Origin of the sequence: Mesorhizobium sp. M7A.T.Ca.US.000.02.2.1 (assembly GCF_003996995.1) — a bacterium.
Taxonomy (GTDB): Bacteria; Pseudomonadota; Alphaproteobacteria; order Rhizobiales; family Rhizobiaceae; genus Mesorhizobium.
In genome coordinates, this window is sequence record NZ_RZTT01000015.1 from 1 (window position 1) to 16535 (window position 16535).

Sequence of the window (16535 nt, forward strand, 5' to 3'; positions counted from 1 at the left end):
AGGTAGAACATCATGATCTTGGGATTGCCAAGCGTCACCGCCATGCCGGCGAAGAACAGCTTTGCCGGAGAATCCTCGCGCGGCATCTCGCCCTCTTTTGCATCGACAGGCGCGGTCCACATTTTCCAGGCGAGGTAAGCGAGATAGGCGACGCCGACCCATTTCACCACGACGAAGGCGAAATGGAAGGTCTGCGCCACGACAGCCAGGCCGAACACCGCCAGCGACAGCCAGATGCCCTCGCCGATCCACATGGCGAGCAGGAACGGGAACACGTCGCGAAACCCTTTCGAGATGACGCGCGCGACAAGCGCCGCGATCGATGGACCGGGCGAACCCGCGGCAACGAACAGAGCGGCGGCGAAAATCAGGAGCGAGGTGGGGTGCATAACCGGGGTCTCTGGTTGAAAACCTTCGATTTCGGATATTAGCGCAAGTGGCTCGGCTGCGGTAGCACCGACAAAAGACCCCTTGTCGGTCCAGCATCTCGCGGCTAGAAAGGCCGCCGCGAAACAATTTTGAGCGTCACTTTGCCTACGTAACCGCCGGTCTCGTCAACTCCCCCGACACACTGCATGACACCGCATTCGCGGTGTCTGTTTTCATTTTCATGTGTTCTTCTGGGCGGCGGTTCGAGACCGGTTTGGCACTGCTGAACCGTTGTTGCGCGCTGCCGCCCGTGACATCCGATTTCCGATCATAGCAAGCGACCGCCACGCCGCGCCCGCATGGGCATCTCGACATCGCCGGCCTGATGAACTTCCCGACGGGAAGGGCTTATCGGCATGTCTGGACTTCAGCGTATCCACTGGGCAATCGCGCCCAAGACCGCACCTCGGCCGCTCATCGGCTGCAGTCGTTGCGGCACTGTGAAGGCCTATTGCAGCAGCGGGAAATTCCGCGTCAACGCCAACGGCAAACGCATCGACGTGTGGCTGATCTATCGCTGCATCGACTGCGACAACTCCTGGAATTTCGGCATTTTCGAGCGCTGCAACCGCCGCGACATCGACCCGACGCTGCTGGCGGCGCTCGAACGCAACGATCCTGCACTCGCTCACCGTCATGCCTTCGATGTAATCGCGTTGCGCAACCGGATCGGGCGCGTCGAGGAGTTCTCCGATGTCAGCATTCACAAGCGCAGGCTCGGCGACACCGGGGAAGCCGCGACCGTGTTGGAGATCCAGCTTGGACTGGAAATGCCGACATCGCTGCGACTCGACCGGCTGCTCGCTGGCGAACTCGGCATCTCGCGATCACGGCTTCAGGCGCTGGAGGAGAGGCGGCTGCTCATCGTTGACCCGGATGGCGCAAAGGCCCTGCGCAAGCCTACCCGCGCGGGAATCGCGATCCGCATCGATCTGGCCGGCGAGGCCGATCGGCAGGCCATCATCTCGGCTGCCGGTGGATGAACGAAAAAGGGGCGGAACACTGGTTGCTCCGCCCCTCTCGATTGTCGGAAAATAGAGAGCTTACGCCGCGCCGACCACCTTGGACGACTTCTCGAACCGCTTGCGCTCGTTCGGATCGAGATAGAGCTTGCGCAGCCGAATGGTCTTCGGCGTCACTTCGACCAGTTCATCGTCCTGAATCCAGGCCAGCGCGCGTTCCAGCGTCATGCGGATCGGCGGCGTCAGCTTGACCGCCTCGTCCTTGCCGGCGGCACGGATGTTGGTCAGCTTCTTGCCCTTGAGCACGTTCACTTCAAGATCATTGTCGCGGCTATGGATGCCGATGATCATGCCCTGATACACCTTGACGCCCGGATCGATGACCATCGGGCCGCGATCTTCCAGGTTCCACATGGCGTAGGCGACCGATTCGCCCTGTTCGTTGGAAATCAGCACGCCATTGGTGCGGCCCGGCAGCTCGCCCTTGTAGGGCTCATAGGCATGGAAGAGCCGGTTCATCACGGCGGTGCCGCGCGTGTCGGTCAAAAGCTCCGACTGGTAGCCGATCAGGCCACGGGTCGGCGCGTGGAAGACGATGCGCTGGCGATTGCCGCCGGACGGGCGCAGTTCGACCATCTCGGCCTTGCGCTCGGACATCTTCTGCACGACGACGCCGGCATGCTCCTCATCGACGTCGATGACGACTTCTTCGACCGGCTCCAGCAATTCGCCGTTCTCGCCCTTCTGCATGACGACGCGCGGACGCGACACGGCGATTTCAAAGCCTTCGCGGCGCATCGTCTCGATCAGCACGGCCAGCTGCAATTCGCCGCGGCCGGAGACGAAGAACGAATCCTTGTCGGGCGATTCCTCGATCTTCAGCGCGACATTGCCTTCGGCTTCGCGCAGCAGGCGGTCGCGGATGACGCGGCTGGTCACCTTGTCGCCTTCGGTGCCGGCCAGCGGACTGTCGTTGACCAGGAACGACATCGTCACGGTGGGCGGATCGATCGGCTGCGCATGCAGCGGTTCGCTCACGCTCGGGTCGCAGAACGTGTCGGCGACGGTGCCCTTCGACAGGCCGGCAATGGCGACGATGTCGCCCGCCTGCGCTTCTTCGATCGGCTGGCGCTCGAGGCCGCGGAAGGCCAGGATCTTCGAAATACGGCCGGTTTCGATCTGGGTGCCGTCATGGTGCAGCACCTTGACCGGCTGGTTGGCCTTCAGCGTGCCGCTCTCGATACGGCCGGTGATGATGCGGCCGAGGAACGGATTGGCTTCCAGGATGGTGCCGATCATGCGGAACGGGCCGGGATGAACGGTCGGCTCCGGCACATGCTTGATGACGAGGTCGAACAGCGGCCCCAGTTGCTGGTCCTTGGGTCCTTCCGGATTTTCCGAAACCCAGCCATCGCGGCCTGAACCGTACAGAATCGGGAAGTCGAGCTGCTCGTCGGTGGCGTCGAGCGCCGCGAAAAGGTCGAACACCTCGTTGACCACCTCGACGTGACGGGCGTCCGGACGGTCGATCTTGTTGATGACGACGATCGGCTTCAGGCCGACCTTGAGCGCCTTGCCGACGACGAACTTGGTTTGCGGCATCGGCCCTTCGGCTGCGTCGACCAGCACGATGGCTGAGTCCACCATCGACAGGATGCGCTCGACCTCGCCACCGAAATCGGCGTGGCCGGGGGTGTCGACGATGTTGATGCGGGTATCCTTCCAGTCGACCGAAGTCGCCTTGGCCAGGATGGTGATGCCGCGTTCCTTTTCGAGGTCGTTGGAATCCATGGCGCGCTCGGCGACGCGCTGATTGTCTCGGAAGGAGCCGGACTGCTTCAAAAGCTGGTCGACCAGGGTGGTCTTTCCATGGTCGACGTGCGCGATGATCGCGATATTACGGATTTTCATGTTCTGGTCTCGGAAGCGTTGCAGGCAGCAGGCCAAAAGGCGCTGCCTCTTTCGGTTGCGCGGCTCATACAGGGTTTTTCGCAGTTGCGAAAGAGGAGGAGCGTCACCAAATACTCATCAAATCTTAAGCATCTGCGTGTGAGATGATTTTGTTAACCAAGGCGGGAACCCTTTGGGGCCCGGGCAGTTCAAACGTCATGACCGATAAACTCAACCGATTCTGGCCGCTCATCGCGTCTGTTGCCTTCGCCGTCCTGCTGGCGGCCAACGCCGCGCAGTCAGCCGCGACGATGAAGGAATCACGGCCTGTCTTGCCGTCGGAGGCACAGTCGGCCGAGCAGATTTTCGCCGACGCACCAGACGGCGTCGACCCGATGGTGACCGGCCCGGTCAGCGCCGCCTTCAAGCAGCGCCAGGACGCCGCCAACTGCGACAGCGCCGTCTGGCCGAATATCCCCATGGTCTGCTACCCGGACTAGTCAGCGCTTCACCCCCCGCCCCGTCTCGCCAGCTTCGCTTTGCGAAGCCGCCGCCGACCTTCCCCACAAGGGGGAGGGTTGAGAAGCGCACTTACGCCGACCGCACCGGGTCGAGCGTCACCTTGTAGAGTTCGTTGTCGTCGCGATCCATCAGCCGCACCGTCATCTGCTCGCTGGCGCCTGAAATATCGACGAGCCCGAAGAATTGCAGCCCGGCCGAGGGCGGCAGGTTCTGTCCCTGTTCGGCGGTCGGCGCCTTGATGAACTTCAGCTCCGGACCGAACGTCATGTCGAAATCGTTGGGACCGAACGTGCCGGCATGGATCGGACCCGAGACGAATTCCCAGAACGGATTGAACTCCTGGAACTGTGCCTTGTCCGGGTTGTAATAATGCGCGGCCGTGTAATGCACATCTGCGGTGAGCCAGACGGTGTTGCTGATGCCGGCATTCTTTATGAAGCGCAGCAGGTCGGCGATCTCGAGCTCGCGCCCTTTTGGCAAGCCATTGTCGCCATTGCTGATTGCTTCGGCGCCAACCTTGTTGGTGCCGTCGTCCCAGACGACGAGGCCGAGCGGCATGTCGGCGGCGATGATTTTCCAGGTCGCCTTCGAATTCGCCAGTTCGCGCTTCAGCCATTTCGTCTGCTGCTCGCCAAGGATGCGCGATTGCGGCGTCATCTCATCCTGCATGTCGGGACCATTGGGGCCGCGATAGGAGCGCATGTCGAGGAAGAACACGTCGAGCAGCGGCCCATAAGCGATCTTGCGATAGACGCGGCCGGGCTCGGACGGTTCGTAGCGGATCGTCGTCATCTCGTGGAAAGCCCGCGCCGCGCGGGCCGCCAGCACGTGGATGGATTTTTCCGTGTAGCGGTTGTCGGCGCTGAGGTCCTTCGTATCCGACCAATTGTTCAGCACTTCGTGGTCGTCCCACTGGTAGAAGGTCGGGCAGATGGCGCTCAGGCCGAGCACGTTCCTGTCCATCATGTTGTATTTCCACTGGTCCCGGTACTCGTCCAGCGTCTCGGCGACTTTGCGCTTGCCGTCGATCAGCACGACGTTCTTCCACTTGCCGCCGCCGGGCAGGTCGACCTCGTCCTTCATGGCGCCGTCGGCATAGATGGTATCGCCCGAATGCAGGAAGAAGTCAGGCGTGTGCTTGCCGATCGTGGCGTAGGTCTTCATGCCGGTCTCGTCGATGCCCCAGCCCTGGCCGGCGGTGTCGCCCGACCAAGCAAAGCGGATGTCGCGCTTCGAGGCTGGCGCCGTCCTGAAACGGCCGGTGATCGGCTCCGAAACGGCGTTGATGTCGGCGAGATCGGCCGATGTCATGCGGTAGAAGATATCCTGATCGGAAGCGAGGTCGGTGAGCAGCCGCTTGACCGTGTAATCGCTGGCCGGCGACGTATCGAGCGGCGCCAGGCGGGTCGCATTGGTGAAATTCTCCGTCGACGACACCTCGAACATGACGCGCGACGGTCGGTCGGTGCGCGTCCACACCATGCCGCTGGTGGCGTCGACATCGCCCGACTGGACGCCATGGGTGAAGGAAGGCCGCTGATTGGCGCGCGAATAATAGGGCAGCGCCAGACCCGAAACGCCGGCCAGGCCAACGGCGCCGGCGGAAGTGACAAAAGCGCGGCGGGTCATCGAAAGCTTGTTCATGGCTGTCTCCTGGTGGCTTGAACGGCGCCACCAAGGTCCAGCGTCAATGTTTCAGGCGCATCTCGGGATGATGAAGTTTTGATAACAATGAACAGGGTAATCTCCCCCCTCGAGGGGGAGATGTCGCCAGAGGCGACAGAGGGGGTCGCCGCGCGTGGAGCGCTAACCTCCTTCTATCGCAAGAGGCCGAGCCCAGTCGGACCGACCCCCTCTGGCCGCTTCGCGGCCATCTCCCCCTCGAGGGGGGAGATTAGCGTTGCGCCTAAGCCGCTTGCGGCTCCGGATCGAACGCCGGCTTGCTGGTGTTGATCAGCAGCGAGATACAGGCGGCGGCGATTGCCGTCATGCCGGCGATCAGGAAGGCCAGTTCGTAATTGCCCTGCAACTCGCGCATGGTGCCGCCAAAGGCGGCGGCAGCGGCCGCACCGATCTGGTGCCCGGCGACGATCCAGCCGAACACGATCGGCCCGCTGCGGTCGCCGAACGCCTCGTTGGCGAGCCTCAGCGTCGGCGGCACGGTGGCGATCCAGTCGAGGCCGTAGAGCACGGCGAAGATGATCAGGCTGGTCGCCGAGAAGCCGGAATAGGGCAGATAGATCAGAGACAGGCCACGGATGCCGTAATAGACGCCGAGCAGCTTGCGCGGGTCGTAGCGGTCGGTAAGCCAGCCCGACAGCGTCGTACCGATCAGGTCGAAAATTCCCATCATCGACAGCAGGCCGGCGGCCTGCACTTCGCCGATGCCCATGTCGCCGCAGAACGCGATCAGATGCGTGCCGACCAGCCCGTTGGTGGTGAAGCCGCAGACGAAGAAGGTGGCGAACAGATACCAGAACACCCGCGTTCCGGCAGCACGGCGCAGCGTCGAGAACGTATGCGCCAGAAAATTGCCCTGTGACGCAGGCGGAGTGGGCGGCACGTCGTCAGCCTCGGCGCCGTAGCGCACCATGCCGATCGATGCCGGCCGCTCCGGCACCAGCAGCCAGACCAGCGGTATCAGGGCAGCGGTCGCGATCGCGACCGCAATGACGACCGGCTGCCAGCCGCCCGACTGCGCCAGCGCGGCGATCAGCGGCAGGAACACCAGCATGCCCGAGGCGCTGGAGGCGGACATCAATCCCATGACAAGCCCGCGATTGGTCTTGAACCACCGGTTGACGATGGTCGCGCCGAGCACGCTGGCGACAGCACCGGAACCAATGCCCGAGAACACGCCCCAGGTGATGAACAGATGCCACGGCTTGGTCATCAGCAGGCTGAGCGCGGTCGAGCCCGACATCACCACCAGCGAGGCCAGCAGCGTGCGGCGAAGCCCGATGCGCTCCATCAGGGCTGCGGCAAATGGCCCTGTCAGGCCGTAAAGCAGGATACCGACACCGGCGGCCAGCGAGATGATGTCGCGGCGCCAGCCGAAACTGTTCTCCAGCGGCAGCATCATGACAGAGGGTGCGGACCGCAGGCCGGCCGCGACCAGCAGGCTAAGGAAGATGACGCCAACCACGACGAAAGCGTAGCGCTGGCCAAATGGGCGGGATTGAGCTATCATGTTACTGACCGGTACGTTGCAGGTTGGGAGCATGTATACGTACCGATCGGTAACATTGTCAATCGAGTCACACGATGCCAACCGACAGAAATATTGATCTGACCATCAGCGACGATCATGCGTCGGCGCCGCCGAAAGCAGCCAAGAAGATCCTCGATGTGGCCTATGACCTGTTCTACCGGCGTGGCATCAGGGCGATCGGCGTCGACGAGATCGTCAAGCGTGCCGGCGTCACCAAACCCAGCCTCTATCGCAGCTTTCCGTCCAAGGATGAACTGGCCGCCTCCTATCTCAGGCAGTACGATCTTGAATATTGGGAGCGTTTCGACGAGGCGGTTGCGGCTCATCCCGGCGACCCGCGCGCACAGATCAAGGCTTTCCTGACCCGCATCGGCAAGCGCACGCAAGTGGCGGACTATCGCGGCTGCGGCATGACCAACGCGGCGGTCGAATATCCCGACCACAGCCATCCGGCCCGTGTGGTCAGCGAGGCCAACAAGCAGGAATTGCGCCGCCGCCTGCGCGCCATGGCGGTTGCGATGGGCGCGCAAGCCCCTGACACGCTCGGCGACGGCCTGCTGCTGCTGATCGAAGGCGCCTATATCAGTGGCCAGCTGTTCGGGCTCGGCGGCCCGGCGCAAGCGGTCGCCCGCAACGCCGACCTGCTGATTGAAGCGAGCTTGAAGAAATAACGTTTGGCGCTACGCTGCGGCAGCTTGCAACGGAGATTGACCGCCATGCGTGCCATTCTGATCCCGCTTGTTCTGGTCGGTCTGGGTCAGGCTGCGCAAGCCGACGGCATTTCCAGCGCCTACACCGATCTGGATTCGAAAAAGGATTGCGTGACCTACGCGCAGGCCGAGGAAGGCGACGGCGACTGGGCCGAACTCGCCTGTTCGGGCTATCGCGGCTATCCCGTACTGATAGCCTATGACGATGCCCGTGAATCGCTGTTCTACGGCTTTCCCCCCGGCGGCGACATGACGACGGTCTGGGAGAGCTTTTCCGGTTTCAATTCGTCCGGAGCCAAGATCGAATGGCGCATCGAAACCACCGGCGACAAGGCTGTGCCCTATGCAGCCATCCATCGCCGCTCGATCAGCAATCCCGAGGACGAGAAAAAGCCGACCGAGGTGCTGCTCGTCGCCAAGGTCGGCCAGATGGACGCCCGCGACGGCTGCACCATCGGCCTGGTGCTGGCCACCGGCAATCCCACCGCCAACGATCAGGCGCGCAAGCTTGCCGACGACAAGGCACGCACCTTCGCCTGCGGCAAGGACAGGCGCACCGTCATCGGCAATGTGCCGGCTTTCGGCCGGGTGGATAACTGAGCACGGCGGAGATTGGGCATCGCACCCGTAGCTTCGTCATCCACGGGCGGAGCAAGGAGCGTAGCGACGCAGCGCAGACCCGAGGATCCATGCCGCGACATCAACACCGCCGCGGCGGTGCAGAATTCCGTTCCGCCGCACACGTCGCCTGGCGTCACGGCATGGATACCAGGGTCTCCGCGACGCCGCTTTGCGGCTGCTCCGCCCTGGTATGACGAAGTTGGGCTACTTGCTCGCCTTGGCCCGCTCGATCGCGTCGACGATCATCTTCTTGGCATATTTGGAATCGTGCCAGCCTTCGATCTTGACCCATTTGCCGGGCTCGAGATCCTTGTAGTGCTCGAAGAAGTGCTGCACCTGCTGGCGCGTGATGTCGGGCAGCTGGGTGTATTCGGTAACGTTCTCGTAGCGCAGCGTCAGTTTCGGCGACGGCACGGCAATGATCTTCTCATCCTGGCCGGCATTGTCTTCCATGATCAGCACGCCGATCGGCCTGACGTTGATGACGCAGCCCGGCACCAGGGCACGCGTGTTGCAGACCAGCACGTCGATCGGATCGCCGTCGCCCGACAGCGTGTGCGGCACGAAGCCGTAATTGCCGGGGTAGCGCATCGAGGTGTGCAGGAAGCGGTCGACGAACAGCGTGCCGGCTTCCTTGTCCATCTCATACTTGATCGGCTCGCCGCCGATCGGCACCTCGATGATGACGTTGACGTCCTCAGGCGGGTTCTTTCCGCTGGCTATGGCTTCAATGCGCATGGCTTAAATCCCTCTCTCGATGGACGATCGATAGCGGGCGGCGCGTCATGGTGCAATGCGGCGAATGGTGCTGGCTGAAATCGGGAGACGCAATGGCCGAAAGGCCGGGCTGTCATTCCCAGACGAAAGCGACCTTCTTGAGCGCCTTCTGCTCGAAGATCTCGACGCCTTCCGCTACATCGCGGCCGCCGGCGCCGGCATAGAAGGCAAGCGCGTTCTGGTTGTCTTCCAGCGCCCACACGACCATGCCTTTCAGCCCGTGATCGGCCAGCCGCGCCTTGGCTGCCGAAAACAGGCGGCTGCCGAGCCCGATGCCCTGATATTCCGGGCGCAGGTACAATTCGTAGATTTCGCCTTGCTGCCTGAGTTCACGAGCGCGGTTCTTGCCGATCGTCGCATAGCCGGCAATCTTGCCGCCGATCTCGACCACCAGAACAGTGGCGGCGCGGCGAATCGCATTCGCCCACCAGTCGGCGCCTCGACGGTTGATCATCGATGTCAGGGTGCGGTGCGGAATGATGCCAGAATAGGCGCCGCGCCAGGCCTCCAGATGCACCTCGGCGATGGCACTGGCATCGCGCGGGTCGGCTTTCCGGATGTCGATCGTCAGCGTATTCATGATTTGTTAACCATAAACCCGCATCGCCCGATTGCAAGAGTCCCGGCGGCCCGCCGGCTGCTTTCTCACAGGCGATCATGACACTGATGACATCGGGCAAAGCCTGCTTGAAAACGCGCTCAGCCGAGGCGGATGGCGTGGCTTTCGAGAACCGGAGCGGAGCGCACTTTTGTACGTGAACGCCGGCCGAAGCCGGCCTGCCAAGGCCGCTCATGTGTGAGTGCTTCGGCCGGCGAAGGCCGGAAGCGCAGAAAACCACGTCAGGCGTCCGGCTGAGTAGCGTTTGCAGGCGGGCTTTCAGATTTCGACGAGATGGTCGTCAAGTTCGTTGCTGTCGCCCACCGTGACCGGGAAATGCTCGGCCAACACCGCACCCACCTGCTCGATCGCCTTGACGAAGCCGTCGGCAAGCCGGTCGTCGCCGGCATGCGCGGTAAGGTCGCGCACGACACCGTCCCAGACATGCTGGCCGACCTTGGCGTCGATGCCCGAATCGGCAACCACTTCGGCGTAGCGTTCAGCGATCGAGACGAAGACCAGCACGCCGGTGCGCGCCGTGGTGCGGTGGACGTTGCGGGCAAGGAACTGCTTGCTCGCGTTGGCGTGCGCCGCCTGGTAGCGCAGCCGCCTCGGCACCAGATGGATGCGCAGGCCGGGCAGCGCCCACAACAAGGCCAGCACGCAGGCAAGCGCCAGGAGCTGGGCGAGGACGAAATGCGGCAGCCGGATCGACAGCCACCAGGCCTCCAGACCGTAGCCGACCGCCAGGCTGACGATCAGCATGTACACGGTCGCCATGAAGGCGGCCGGGAAGAAATAGCCGTCGCTGGCATGCGCCACGACGCAGTAGATCTCGCCGTCGGTTTTCTCCTCGGCGGCGCGGATCGTGGTTGCGATGCGCTCATGATCCTGCGGGCTGATTGGTCGTGTTGCCATGATATGTCTCACCAGCTTCCTGAAGAACCGCCACCACCCGATGAGCCGCCGCCACCGGAAAACCCGCCACCGCCGCTTGATCCCGAAGACCAGCCACCACCGGAGCTCCCCGACGACCAGCCGCCCGAAGACGAACCCGTTGTCCAGCCACGGCTGCCCGAGTACCCGCTCGGCCCACGGCCGTAACGAAACGTCATGCCCAGCCATCTGTACACGCCCGGGGACAGCTTCGTGCCGAACATCGGCGGCAGGAACGCCATCGCCAACCCGCCGAAAAACATCGTCGCCCACAGGATCAGGAACACGGCAACGATCGGATCGATGGACGTGCCGTCATCGGCGGGATTGCGCTTGCCTCGCGCTTCCAGCTCCTCCGGATTACCTTCCAGCACCATGACCATGTCATCGACGGCTTTACTGATGCCGCCGGAGAAGTCGCCGGCGCGGAAGGCCGGCACCATGTCATTTTCGATGATCAGCTTGGTATGCAGGTCGGTCAGCGTACCTTCGAGCCCATAACCGACCTCGATGCGCATCTTGCGGTCGTTCGGGGCAACCAGCAGGAGCACGCCATTGTTCTCGCCCGCCTGGCCAAGTTTCCAGAAGCGGAACAGGCGGTTGGCGTAGGGCTCGATCTCCTCGCCATCGAGGCTGGGGATCGTCGCGACGACGATCTGGTCGGAACCTTTTGTCTCGAAGTCGGCGAGCTTCCGCGTCAGCGCCGCCTTGGTCGCGGCATCGATGATGCCGGCATTGTCGACGACACGGCCGGTCAGCGCCGGCAGGTCGGCCGCGTAGGCCATGACGCAGGAGAACAGCACGACCGCGGCAATCAGGACAGCCGAGGCGAGGCGGTCGCATTTCGACAGGCTGATGCCGGGTATCGTCATGCCATCACCAGCTTCCCGACGAGCCGCCGCCGCCGGACGAACCGCCGCCGCCGGAAAAGCCTCCACCGCTGCTTGACCCCGAAGACCAGCCGCCGCCGGAAGTCCCCGTCGACCAGCCGCCACTGGAAGATCGCCGGCTTGGCTCGAAGGTCATGCCGAGCCAGCGGTAGCGGCCGGGACCGAGCTTCTGGCCGAAGATCGGCGGCAAAATGGAGACAGCAAGACTGCCGACCATAATGGTTATCCATATGCCGATGAACACGGTGAAGAACAGGTCGTCGGACTCGAAGGGCGCCTGCTGGTTGCGCTCGCCGCGCGCCTCCAGCTCCTCCGGATTGCCTTCCAGCACCATGATCATGTCGTCTACAGCTTTGCTGATGCCGCCGGAGAAGTCCCCGGCGCGGAAGGCCGGCACCATGTCGTTTTCGATGATCAGCTTGGTGTGCAGGTCGGTCAGCGTACCTTCCAGCCCATAACCGACCTCGATGCGCATCTTGCGGTCGTTCGGCGCAACCAACAGCAGCACGCCGTTGTTTTTCTTCGCCTGCCCAAGTTTCCAGAAGCGGAACAGGCGGTTGGCGTAAGGCTCGATCTCCTCGCCCTCGAGGCTCGGGATCGTCGCCACGACGATCTGGTCGGAGCCTTTTGTCTCGAAATCGGCAAGCTTCCGTGTCAGCGCCGCCTTGGTCGCGGCATCGATGATGCCGGCATTGTCGACGACACGGCCGGTGAGCGCCGGAAGATCGGCGGCGAGGGCGGTGAAGGGGAGGAAGAGGAGGCTTAGAAGAGCGAAAAGGAACCCTAGGCTTGCATTCAGGGGCGCCCCCCTCTGCCCTGCCGGGCATCTCCCCCTCAAGTGGGGAGATTGGCCGCCATCTCCGCTTTCTCCAATTTTCAACGTCGCAAGATCGGCGTCAGCGCCGAAGCTGCCAATCTCCCCCCTTGAGGAGGAGATGTCCGGTAGGACAGAGGGGGGTGTTTGCACGCCAGCAGCCCGTCATTTCGCGGGATTTATTCCGATGACAGTCGACGTTCACCCGCCCTGCTTCGTGCCGAAATCGACCTTCGGCGGCTGCATCTTGTCTTCGGCGACAGTGAAATTGGCAAAGGGCTCATTGCCGCGGAACCAGAAGGTCGCCCACAGCACCGAGGGGAAGGTCCTCAGCGTCAGATTGTAGTCCCTGACCGCCTGGATGTAGTCGCGCCGCGACACCGCGATGCGGTTCTCGGTGCCTTCGAGCTGGGCTTGCAGCGCCAGGAAATTCTGATTGGCCTTGAGGTCGGGATAGGCCTCCGAGACCGCGATCAGCCGCGACAGCGCGCTGGTCAGCCCCGCCTGAGCATCCTGAAACTTCTTGAGGGCTTCGGGATCCTTCAGCGTTTCCGGTGTTACCGTGATCTGCGTTGCCTTGGCGCGTGCCTCGACCACCGCGTCGAGCGTATCCTTTTCGTGCGAGGCATAACCCTTCACCGTCTCGACCAGGTTGGGGATGAGGTCGGCGCGGCGCTGATACTGGTTCAGCACCTCGCTCCATGCCGCCCTGGCGTTTTCTTCCGCAGTGGGGATGGTGTTGTAGCCGCAGCCGGCAAGCAGCGGCAGCATGATCGCCATCATCAGGAAGGCGGGCAGCGTGCGGAAAATGGACGGCGAGGCAAGGCGCTGGGCAAACATGATGGGGTCCCTCGGTAGAAGTTGCACGCGAAGCATTACCACAATCAGCGCGCAAGAAAACCGCCCGGGCCGGCAGCCCTCGCCTGGCACGCCCGATGCCGCTGCAAGGCTCTGTGATTGGCCGTGCGAACGCGATAAGGTCCGGCAAAACGGGACATCATCATGGCGGAGCGCCAAGACAGCGAGAAGGAATCGCGCCGTATCCTCGAGCGCATCGCGCACGAGACGAATCCGGCGGGCGACTCGTTTGCGGGGCGGGCCGCGAAAGGCATGCGCGATCACGTCACCGCGGCCGATGCCGATCGCGCCGATCCGATCGAAGTCTGGGGCACCCGCTTTGGCCGCACGCTGGGCCTGCTGCTGGCGCTGGGCCTGATGGTCTGGCTCGTGCTTTACGTCATCCGGGGCAGTTAGGAATCAAACGACAATGAGCGCCGAACAAACCGACGCGCCGCGTGCGGTCATCGTCATTTCCAGCCATGTCGCGCGCGGCTCGGTCGGCAACCGTGCAGCCGTCTTTGCGCTGGAGACCCTGGGGTTCCCGGTCTGGGCGGTGCCGACCGTCATCCTGCCCTGGCATCCCGGCCATGGACGGGCAACACGGATCGTACCGCCGCTCGACCAGTTCAAGGCGCTGATGGCCGATCTCGAGCGGGCGCCATGGCTGGGTGAAGTCGGCGCCGTGTTGTCCGGCTATCTCGGCGAGGCCGGCCAGGCCGAGGCCGTCGCCTCGCTGGTCGCCGCGGTGAAGGCAAGGACACCCGGCGCTGTCTATATCTGCGATCCGGTGATGGGTGATTCGGGCGGCCTCTACGTGCCCGAGCCGACAGCCATCGCCATGCGCGACCGGCTGATGCCGATCGCCGACATAGCCACCCCCAACCGCTACGAACTGGAATGGATGGCCGGCGCCGCGTTGCCCGACCTGAAATCGGCGATCGCGGCAGCGCTCCACGCCGGACCATCGACCATGCTGGTCACCTCTGCGCCGTCGATGATGACGGGCGGCACCGGCAATCTGCTGCTCGATAGCAGCCAGGCGCTGCTCGCCGAACATCGCCTGATCGACAAGCCGCCGAATGGCCTGGGCGATCTGACGGCGGCCGTCTATCTGGCACGTATCCTATCCGGCCAGCCGCCGGTCAAGGCGCTGCAATCGACGACGGCGGCGGTCTACGAGATCCTGGCGCGCACCGCCAAGCGCGGCGGCGACGAACTGCAGCTCGAAACCGATGCGCAGAGCCTGTCGCATCCGATGGCGATGGTCCAGCTTCGCCACCTCACGCATCCGGGGCGGGGCCGCCGGGCGTGACGTCGACTGAGACCGTGCTTGTCGGCGTCGACGGCTGCAAGGCCGGCTGGATCGCCGTCCGGCGCGCTTCTGGCATGGCACCGTCGGTCGGTGTCTTCGTAACCTTCACCGCCTTGCTCGCATCCCTTCCCGAAAACGCGGTCATCGCTGTCGACATGCCGATCGGCCTGCCCGACTTGTCGGGCAAGGGCGGGCGCGGCCCCGAAGCGCTGGTACGGCCACTGCTCGGGGCACGCCAATCCAGCGTCTTCTCGATCCCCTCCCGCGCCGCGCTCTATGCGGAGACCAATGATTTCACCACCATCGAAGCCTGGTATGCCGCGCACATCCGGGCAAGCGAGGTGGCCCTGACCACATCCGACCCGCCGCGCGGCGTCTCGATCCAGGCCTTCGGCATTTTTGCCAAGATCCGCGAGATCGACGCCCTGCTGATCGCGCGACCCGATCTGCGCGGCCGTGTGTTCGAATCGCATCCGGAAGTCGCTTTCTGCCGCCTGAACGGCGATCAGGCCATGCAACTGCCGAAGAAGATCAAGGGCAGCATCAATCCGGCCGGCATGGCGGAACGCAAGGCTCTGCTTTGCCGGCATGGCTATGACACGGCCTTTCTCGACCAGCCGCCACCGCGCGGCGCCGCCGCCGACGATTTCCTCGACGCGGCCGCGATGACGCTGATCGCCGGTCGCATCGCCAGCGGTGAGGCACGGCCGCTGCCCGACCCGCCGGGCCGCGACAGCTTTGGCATTCCTGTCGCCATCTGGGCGTAACGCTGTTGACCAAGGTTGCGCTCGATGCATGGCATTTCTAGCCAGCCCTCATAATTCTGCATTGCTCGCGACCGGCTTTTGCCGCTAGAGCCTCTCTAGACCGCAACGAGCTGCCGCATCCAACCCGGAAAGGCTCCAGACGCCGCCCATGTCCCATCTCCCTGAACATCTTCTCGCCGGCTACCGCAATTTCATGAATGGCCGCTATCTCACAGAGAGCGGGCGCTATCGCGATCTCGCTCGGGAAGGCCAGGCGCCGGAGACGATGATCGTCGCGTGCTGCGATTCGCGTTCGGCGCCCGAGGCGATCTTCGACGCCGGGCCCGGCGAACTCTTCGTGCTGCGCAATGTCGGCAATCTGGTGCCGCCCTATGCTCCCGATGGCGAGTTCCATTCGACCTCGGCGGCGCTTGAATTCGCCGTGCAGAGCCTCAAGGTCAAGAACATCGTCGTCATGGGCCATGGCCGCTGTGGCGGCATCCGTGCAGCGCTCGACACCAATTCCGCGCCGCTTTCGCCGGGCGACTTCATCGGCAAGTGGATGAGCCTGATCGCGCCGGCGGCCGAAACCGTCTCCTCCAGCACCTTCATGACCGCGTCGGAGCGCCAGACCGCGCTGGAGCGCATCTCGATCCGCTATTCCATCGCCAACCTCAGAACCTTTCCCTGCGTCTCGATTCTCGAGGGCAAGGGGCGACTGTCGCTGCATGGGGCCTGGTTCGATATCTCGACCGGCGAACTCTGGACGATGAACAAGGAAACCGGCGATTTCGAACGGCCGGAGCTGGGATGAACACAGCGGCGCGCAAGGTGGTGAACATCAGGTCGGCCGCTTTGACGGCGGCCGCGCTGCTGATAGCGATTATTGCCGCCCGCGCCGATGATCGTGCCCTCATCAGCCGCTGGTATTCGGCGCTGCTGGTCGCCGACCGCACCGAACTGTCCGACCTGCTCGCCGATGATGTCCGCATCAAGCTGGACGACCTCGGCATCGTGCAAAGCAAGCAGGAATTCATCGCCTCGATCGACGAATGGAAAGGTGCGGTTGCGGGCGCAGCGATCCGGCATCGGATCGAAAAGAGCGAAGGCGGGGTCACCACCGTGGTCGCCTGCTACGACTTTCCCAACAATGACAAGCTCATGCATGAGACTTTCGCGGTGACCGACGACCGCATCACCGCCAGTTCGCAAGCGGCAATCGCCGAGACGTGCGACGGCTTCTGACGCCATCCTGAGGGCCGAGCCGTTGCGCCTTG

19 protein-coding genes are annotated in these 16535 nt (G+C 63.5%); 9 read left to right on the forward strand and 10 right to left on the reverse strand.

Annotated elements, in window-relative coordinates; translation table 11 throughout:
- On the reverse strand, window positions 1-389 hold a 389-nt coding region (locus EOD15_RS02915), incomplete at its 3' end, for a LysE family translocator (RefSeq protein WP_148129487.1).
- A gap of 396 nt (window positions 390-785) precedes the next feature.
- Here EOD15_RS02915 and EOD15_RS02920 point away from each other — a divergent pair.
- Complete coding sequence (locus tag EOD15_RS02920; RefSeq protein WP_127320704.1) at window positions 786-1412, forward strand: DUF1062 domain-containing protein; 627 nt, start codon at window positions 786-788, stop codon at window positions 1410-1412.
- Between the two features lie 60 nt (window positions 1413-1472).
- On the opposite strand, the gene typA is transcribed toward EOD15_RS02920, so the two are convergent.
- On the reverse strand, window positions 1473-3302 hold the full coding sequence (typA, locus tag EOD15_RS02925) for a translational GTPase TypA (RefSeq protein WP_023811726.1): 1830 nt from the start codon (window positions 3300-3302) through the stop codon (window positions 1473-1475).
- A 143-nt stretch (window positions 3303-3445) separates the two neighbouring features.
- On the opposite strand from typA, the gene EOD15_RS02930 reads away from it, so the two are divergent.
- The gene (locus EOD15_RS02930; RefSeq protein WP_127320703.1) at window positions 3446-3781 is read left to right on the forward strand and encodes a hypothetical protein; all 336 of its coding nucleotides are present in this window, start codon (window positions 3446-3448) and stop codon (window positions 3779-3781) included.
- A gap of 91 nt (window positions 3782-3872) precedes the next feature.
- On the opposite strand, the gene EOD15_RS02935 is transcribed toward EOD15_RS02930, so the two are convergent.
- Complete coding sequence (locus EOD15_RS02935; RefSeq protein WP_127320702.1) at window positions 3873-5447, reverse strand: alkaline phosphatase; 1575 nt, start codon at window positions 5445-5447, stop codon at window positions 3873-3875.
- 262 nt (window positions 5448-5709) lie between these two features.
- On the reverse strand, window positions 5710-6993 hold the full coding sequence (locus EOD15_RS02940; protein WP_127267938.1) for an MFS transporter: 1284 nt from the start codon (window positions 6991-6993) through the stop codon (window positions 5710-5712).
- 74 nt (window positions 6994-7067) lie between these two features.
- Here EOD15_RS02940 and EOD15_RS02945 point away from each other — a divergent pair, with 74 nt between their 5' ends.
- Window positions 7068-7685 carry a TetR/AcrR family transcriptional regulator gene (locus tag EOD15_RS02945; RefSeq protein WP_127320700.1) on the forward strand — a complete coding sequence of 206 codons (618 nt, stop codon included), beginning with the start codon at window positions 7068-7070 and terminating at the stop codon, window positions 7683-7685.
- A 45-nt stretch (window positions 7686-7730) separates the two neighbouring features.
- On the forward strand, window positions 7731-8324 hold the full coding sequence (locus EOD15_RS02950; protein WP_127320699.1) for a hypothetical protein: 594 nt from the start codon (window positions 7731-7733) through the stop codon (window positions 8322-8324).
- A gap of 225 nt (window positions 8325-8549) precedes the next feature.
- Here the strand turns inward: EOD15_RS02950 and ppa are convergent, their stop codons facing one another.
- From ppa to EOD15_RS02985, 6 genes are all read right to left on the reverse strand, one after another.
- Window positions 8550-9083 (reverse strand): inorganic diphosphatase, encoded by a 534-nt coding sequence (gene ppa, locus EOD15_RS02955; RefSeq protein ID WP_013528997.1) that lies wholly within the window; start codon window positions 9081-9083, stop codon window positions 8550-8552.
- A gap of 112 nt (window positions 9084-9195) precedes the next feature.
- Entirely contained in the window at window positions 9196-9702 is a 507-nt protein-coding gene (locus EOD15_RS02960) for a GNAT family N-acetyltransferase (RefSeq protein WP_013528996.1), read from the reverse strand.
- A gap of 297 nt (window positions 9703-9999) precedes the next feature.
- Window positions 10000-10638 (reverse strand): TPM domain-containing protein, encoded by a 639-nt coding sequence (locus EOD15_RS02965; RefSeq protein WP_127320698.1) that lies wholly within the window; start codon window positions 10636-10638, stop codon window positions 10000-10002.
- Between the two features lie 8 nt (window positions 10639-10646).
- Entirely contained in the window at window positions 10647-11528 is an 882-nt protein-coding gene (locus EOD15_RS02970; RefSeq protein WP_127408276.1) for a YgcG family protein, read from the reverse strand.
- A gap of 4 nt (window positions 11529-11532) precedes the next feature.
- Entirely contained in the window at window positions 11533-12384 is an 852-nt protein-coding gene (locus EOD15_RS02975) for a YgcG family protein (RefSeq protein WP_127320138.1), read from the reverse strand.
- Window positions 12385-12561: 177 nt separating this feature from the next.
- Window positions 12562-13200: a LemA family protein gene (locus tag EOD15_RS02985; RefSeq protein WP_127320140.1), complete on the reverse strand. Its 639-nt coding sequence runs from the start codon at window positions 13198-13200 to the stop codon at window positions 12562-12564.
- A 162-nt stretch (window positions 13201-13362) separates the two neighbouring features.
- On the opposite strand from EOD15_RS02985, the gene EOD15_RS02990 reads away from it, so the two are divergent.
- The 5 genes from EOD15_RS02990 to EOD15_RS03010 all read left to right on the forward strand — a co-directional run bounded on the left by EOD15_RS02990 (window position 13363) and on the right by EOD15_RS03010 (window position 16503).
- Window positions 13363-13614: a hypothetical protein gene (locus tag EOD15_RS02990; RefSeq protein ID WP_127269645.1), complete on the forward strand. Its 252-nt coding sequence runs from the start codon at window positions 13363-13365 to the stop codon at window positions 13612-13614.
- Window positions 13615-13627: 13 nt separating this feature from the next.
- Window positions 13628-14512, forward strand: a complete 885-nt coding sequence (pdxY, locus tag EOD15_RS02995; RefSeq protein ID WP_127269643.1) for a pyridoxal kinase PdxY — start codon at window positions 13628-13630, stop codon at window positions 14510-14512.
- Entirely contained in the window at window positions 14509-15279 is a 771-nt protein-coding gene (locus EOD15_RS03000) for a DUF429 domain-containing protein (protein WP_127320142.1), read from the forward strand. Before pdxY ends, EOD15_RS03000 begins: the two co-directional genes overlap by 4 nt.
- A 148-nt stretch (window positions 15280-15427) precedes the next feature.
- Window positions 15428-16072 carry a carbonic anhydrase gene (locus EOD15_RS03005; RefSeq protein ID WP_023811712.1) on the forward strand — a complete coding sequence of 215 codons (645 nt, stop codon included), beginning with the start codon at window positions 15428-15430 and terminating at the stop codon, window positions 16070-16072.
- Entirely contained in the window at window positions 16069-16503 is a 435-nt protein-coding gene (locus EOD15_RS03010) for a nuclear transport factor 2 family protein (RefSeq protein ID WP_127320144.1), read from the forward strand. The genes EOD15_RS03005 and EOD15_RS03010 overlap by 4 nt, the downstream gene beginning before the upstream one ends.
- Window positions 16504-16535: the final 32 nt, after the last annotated feature.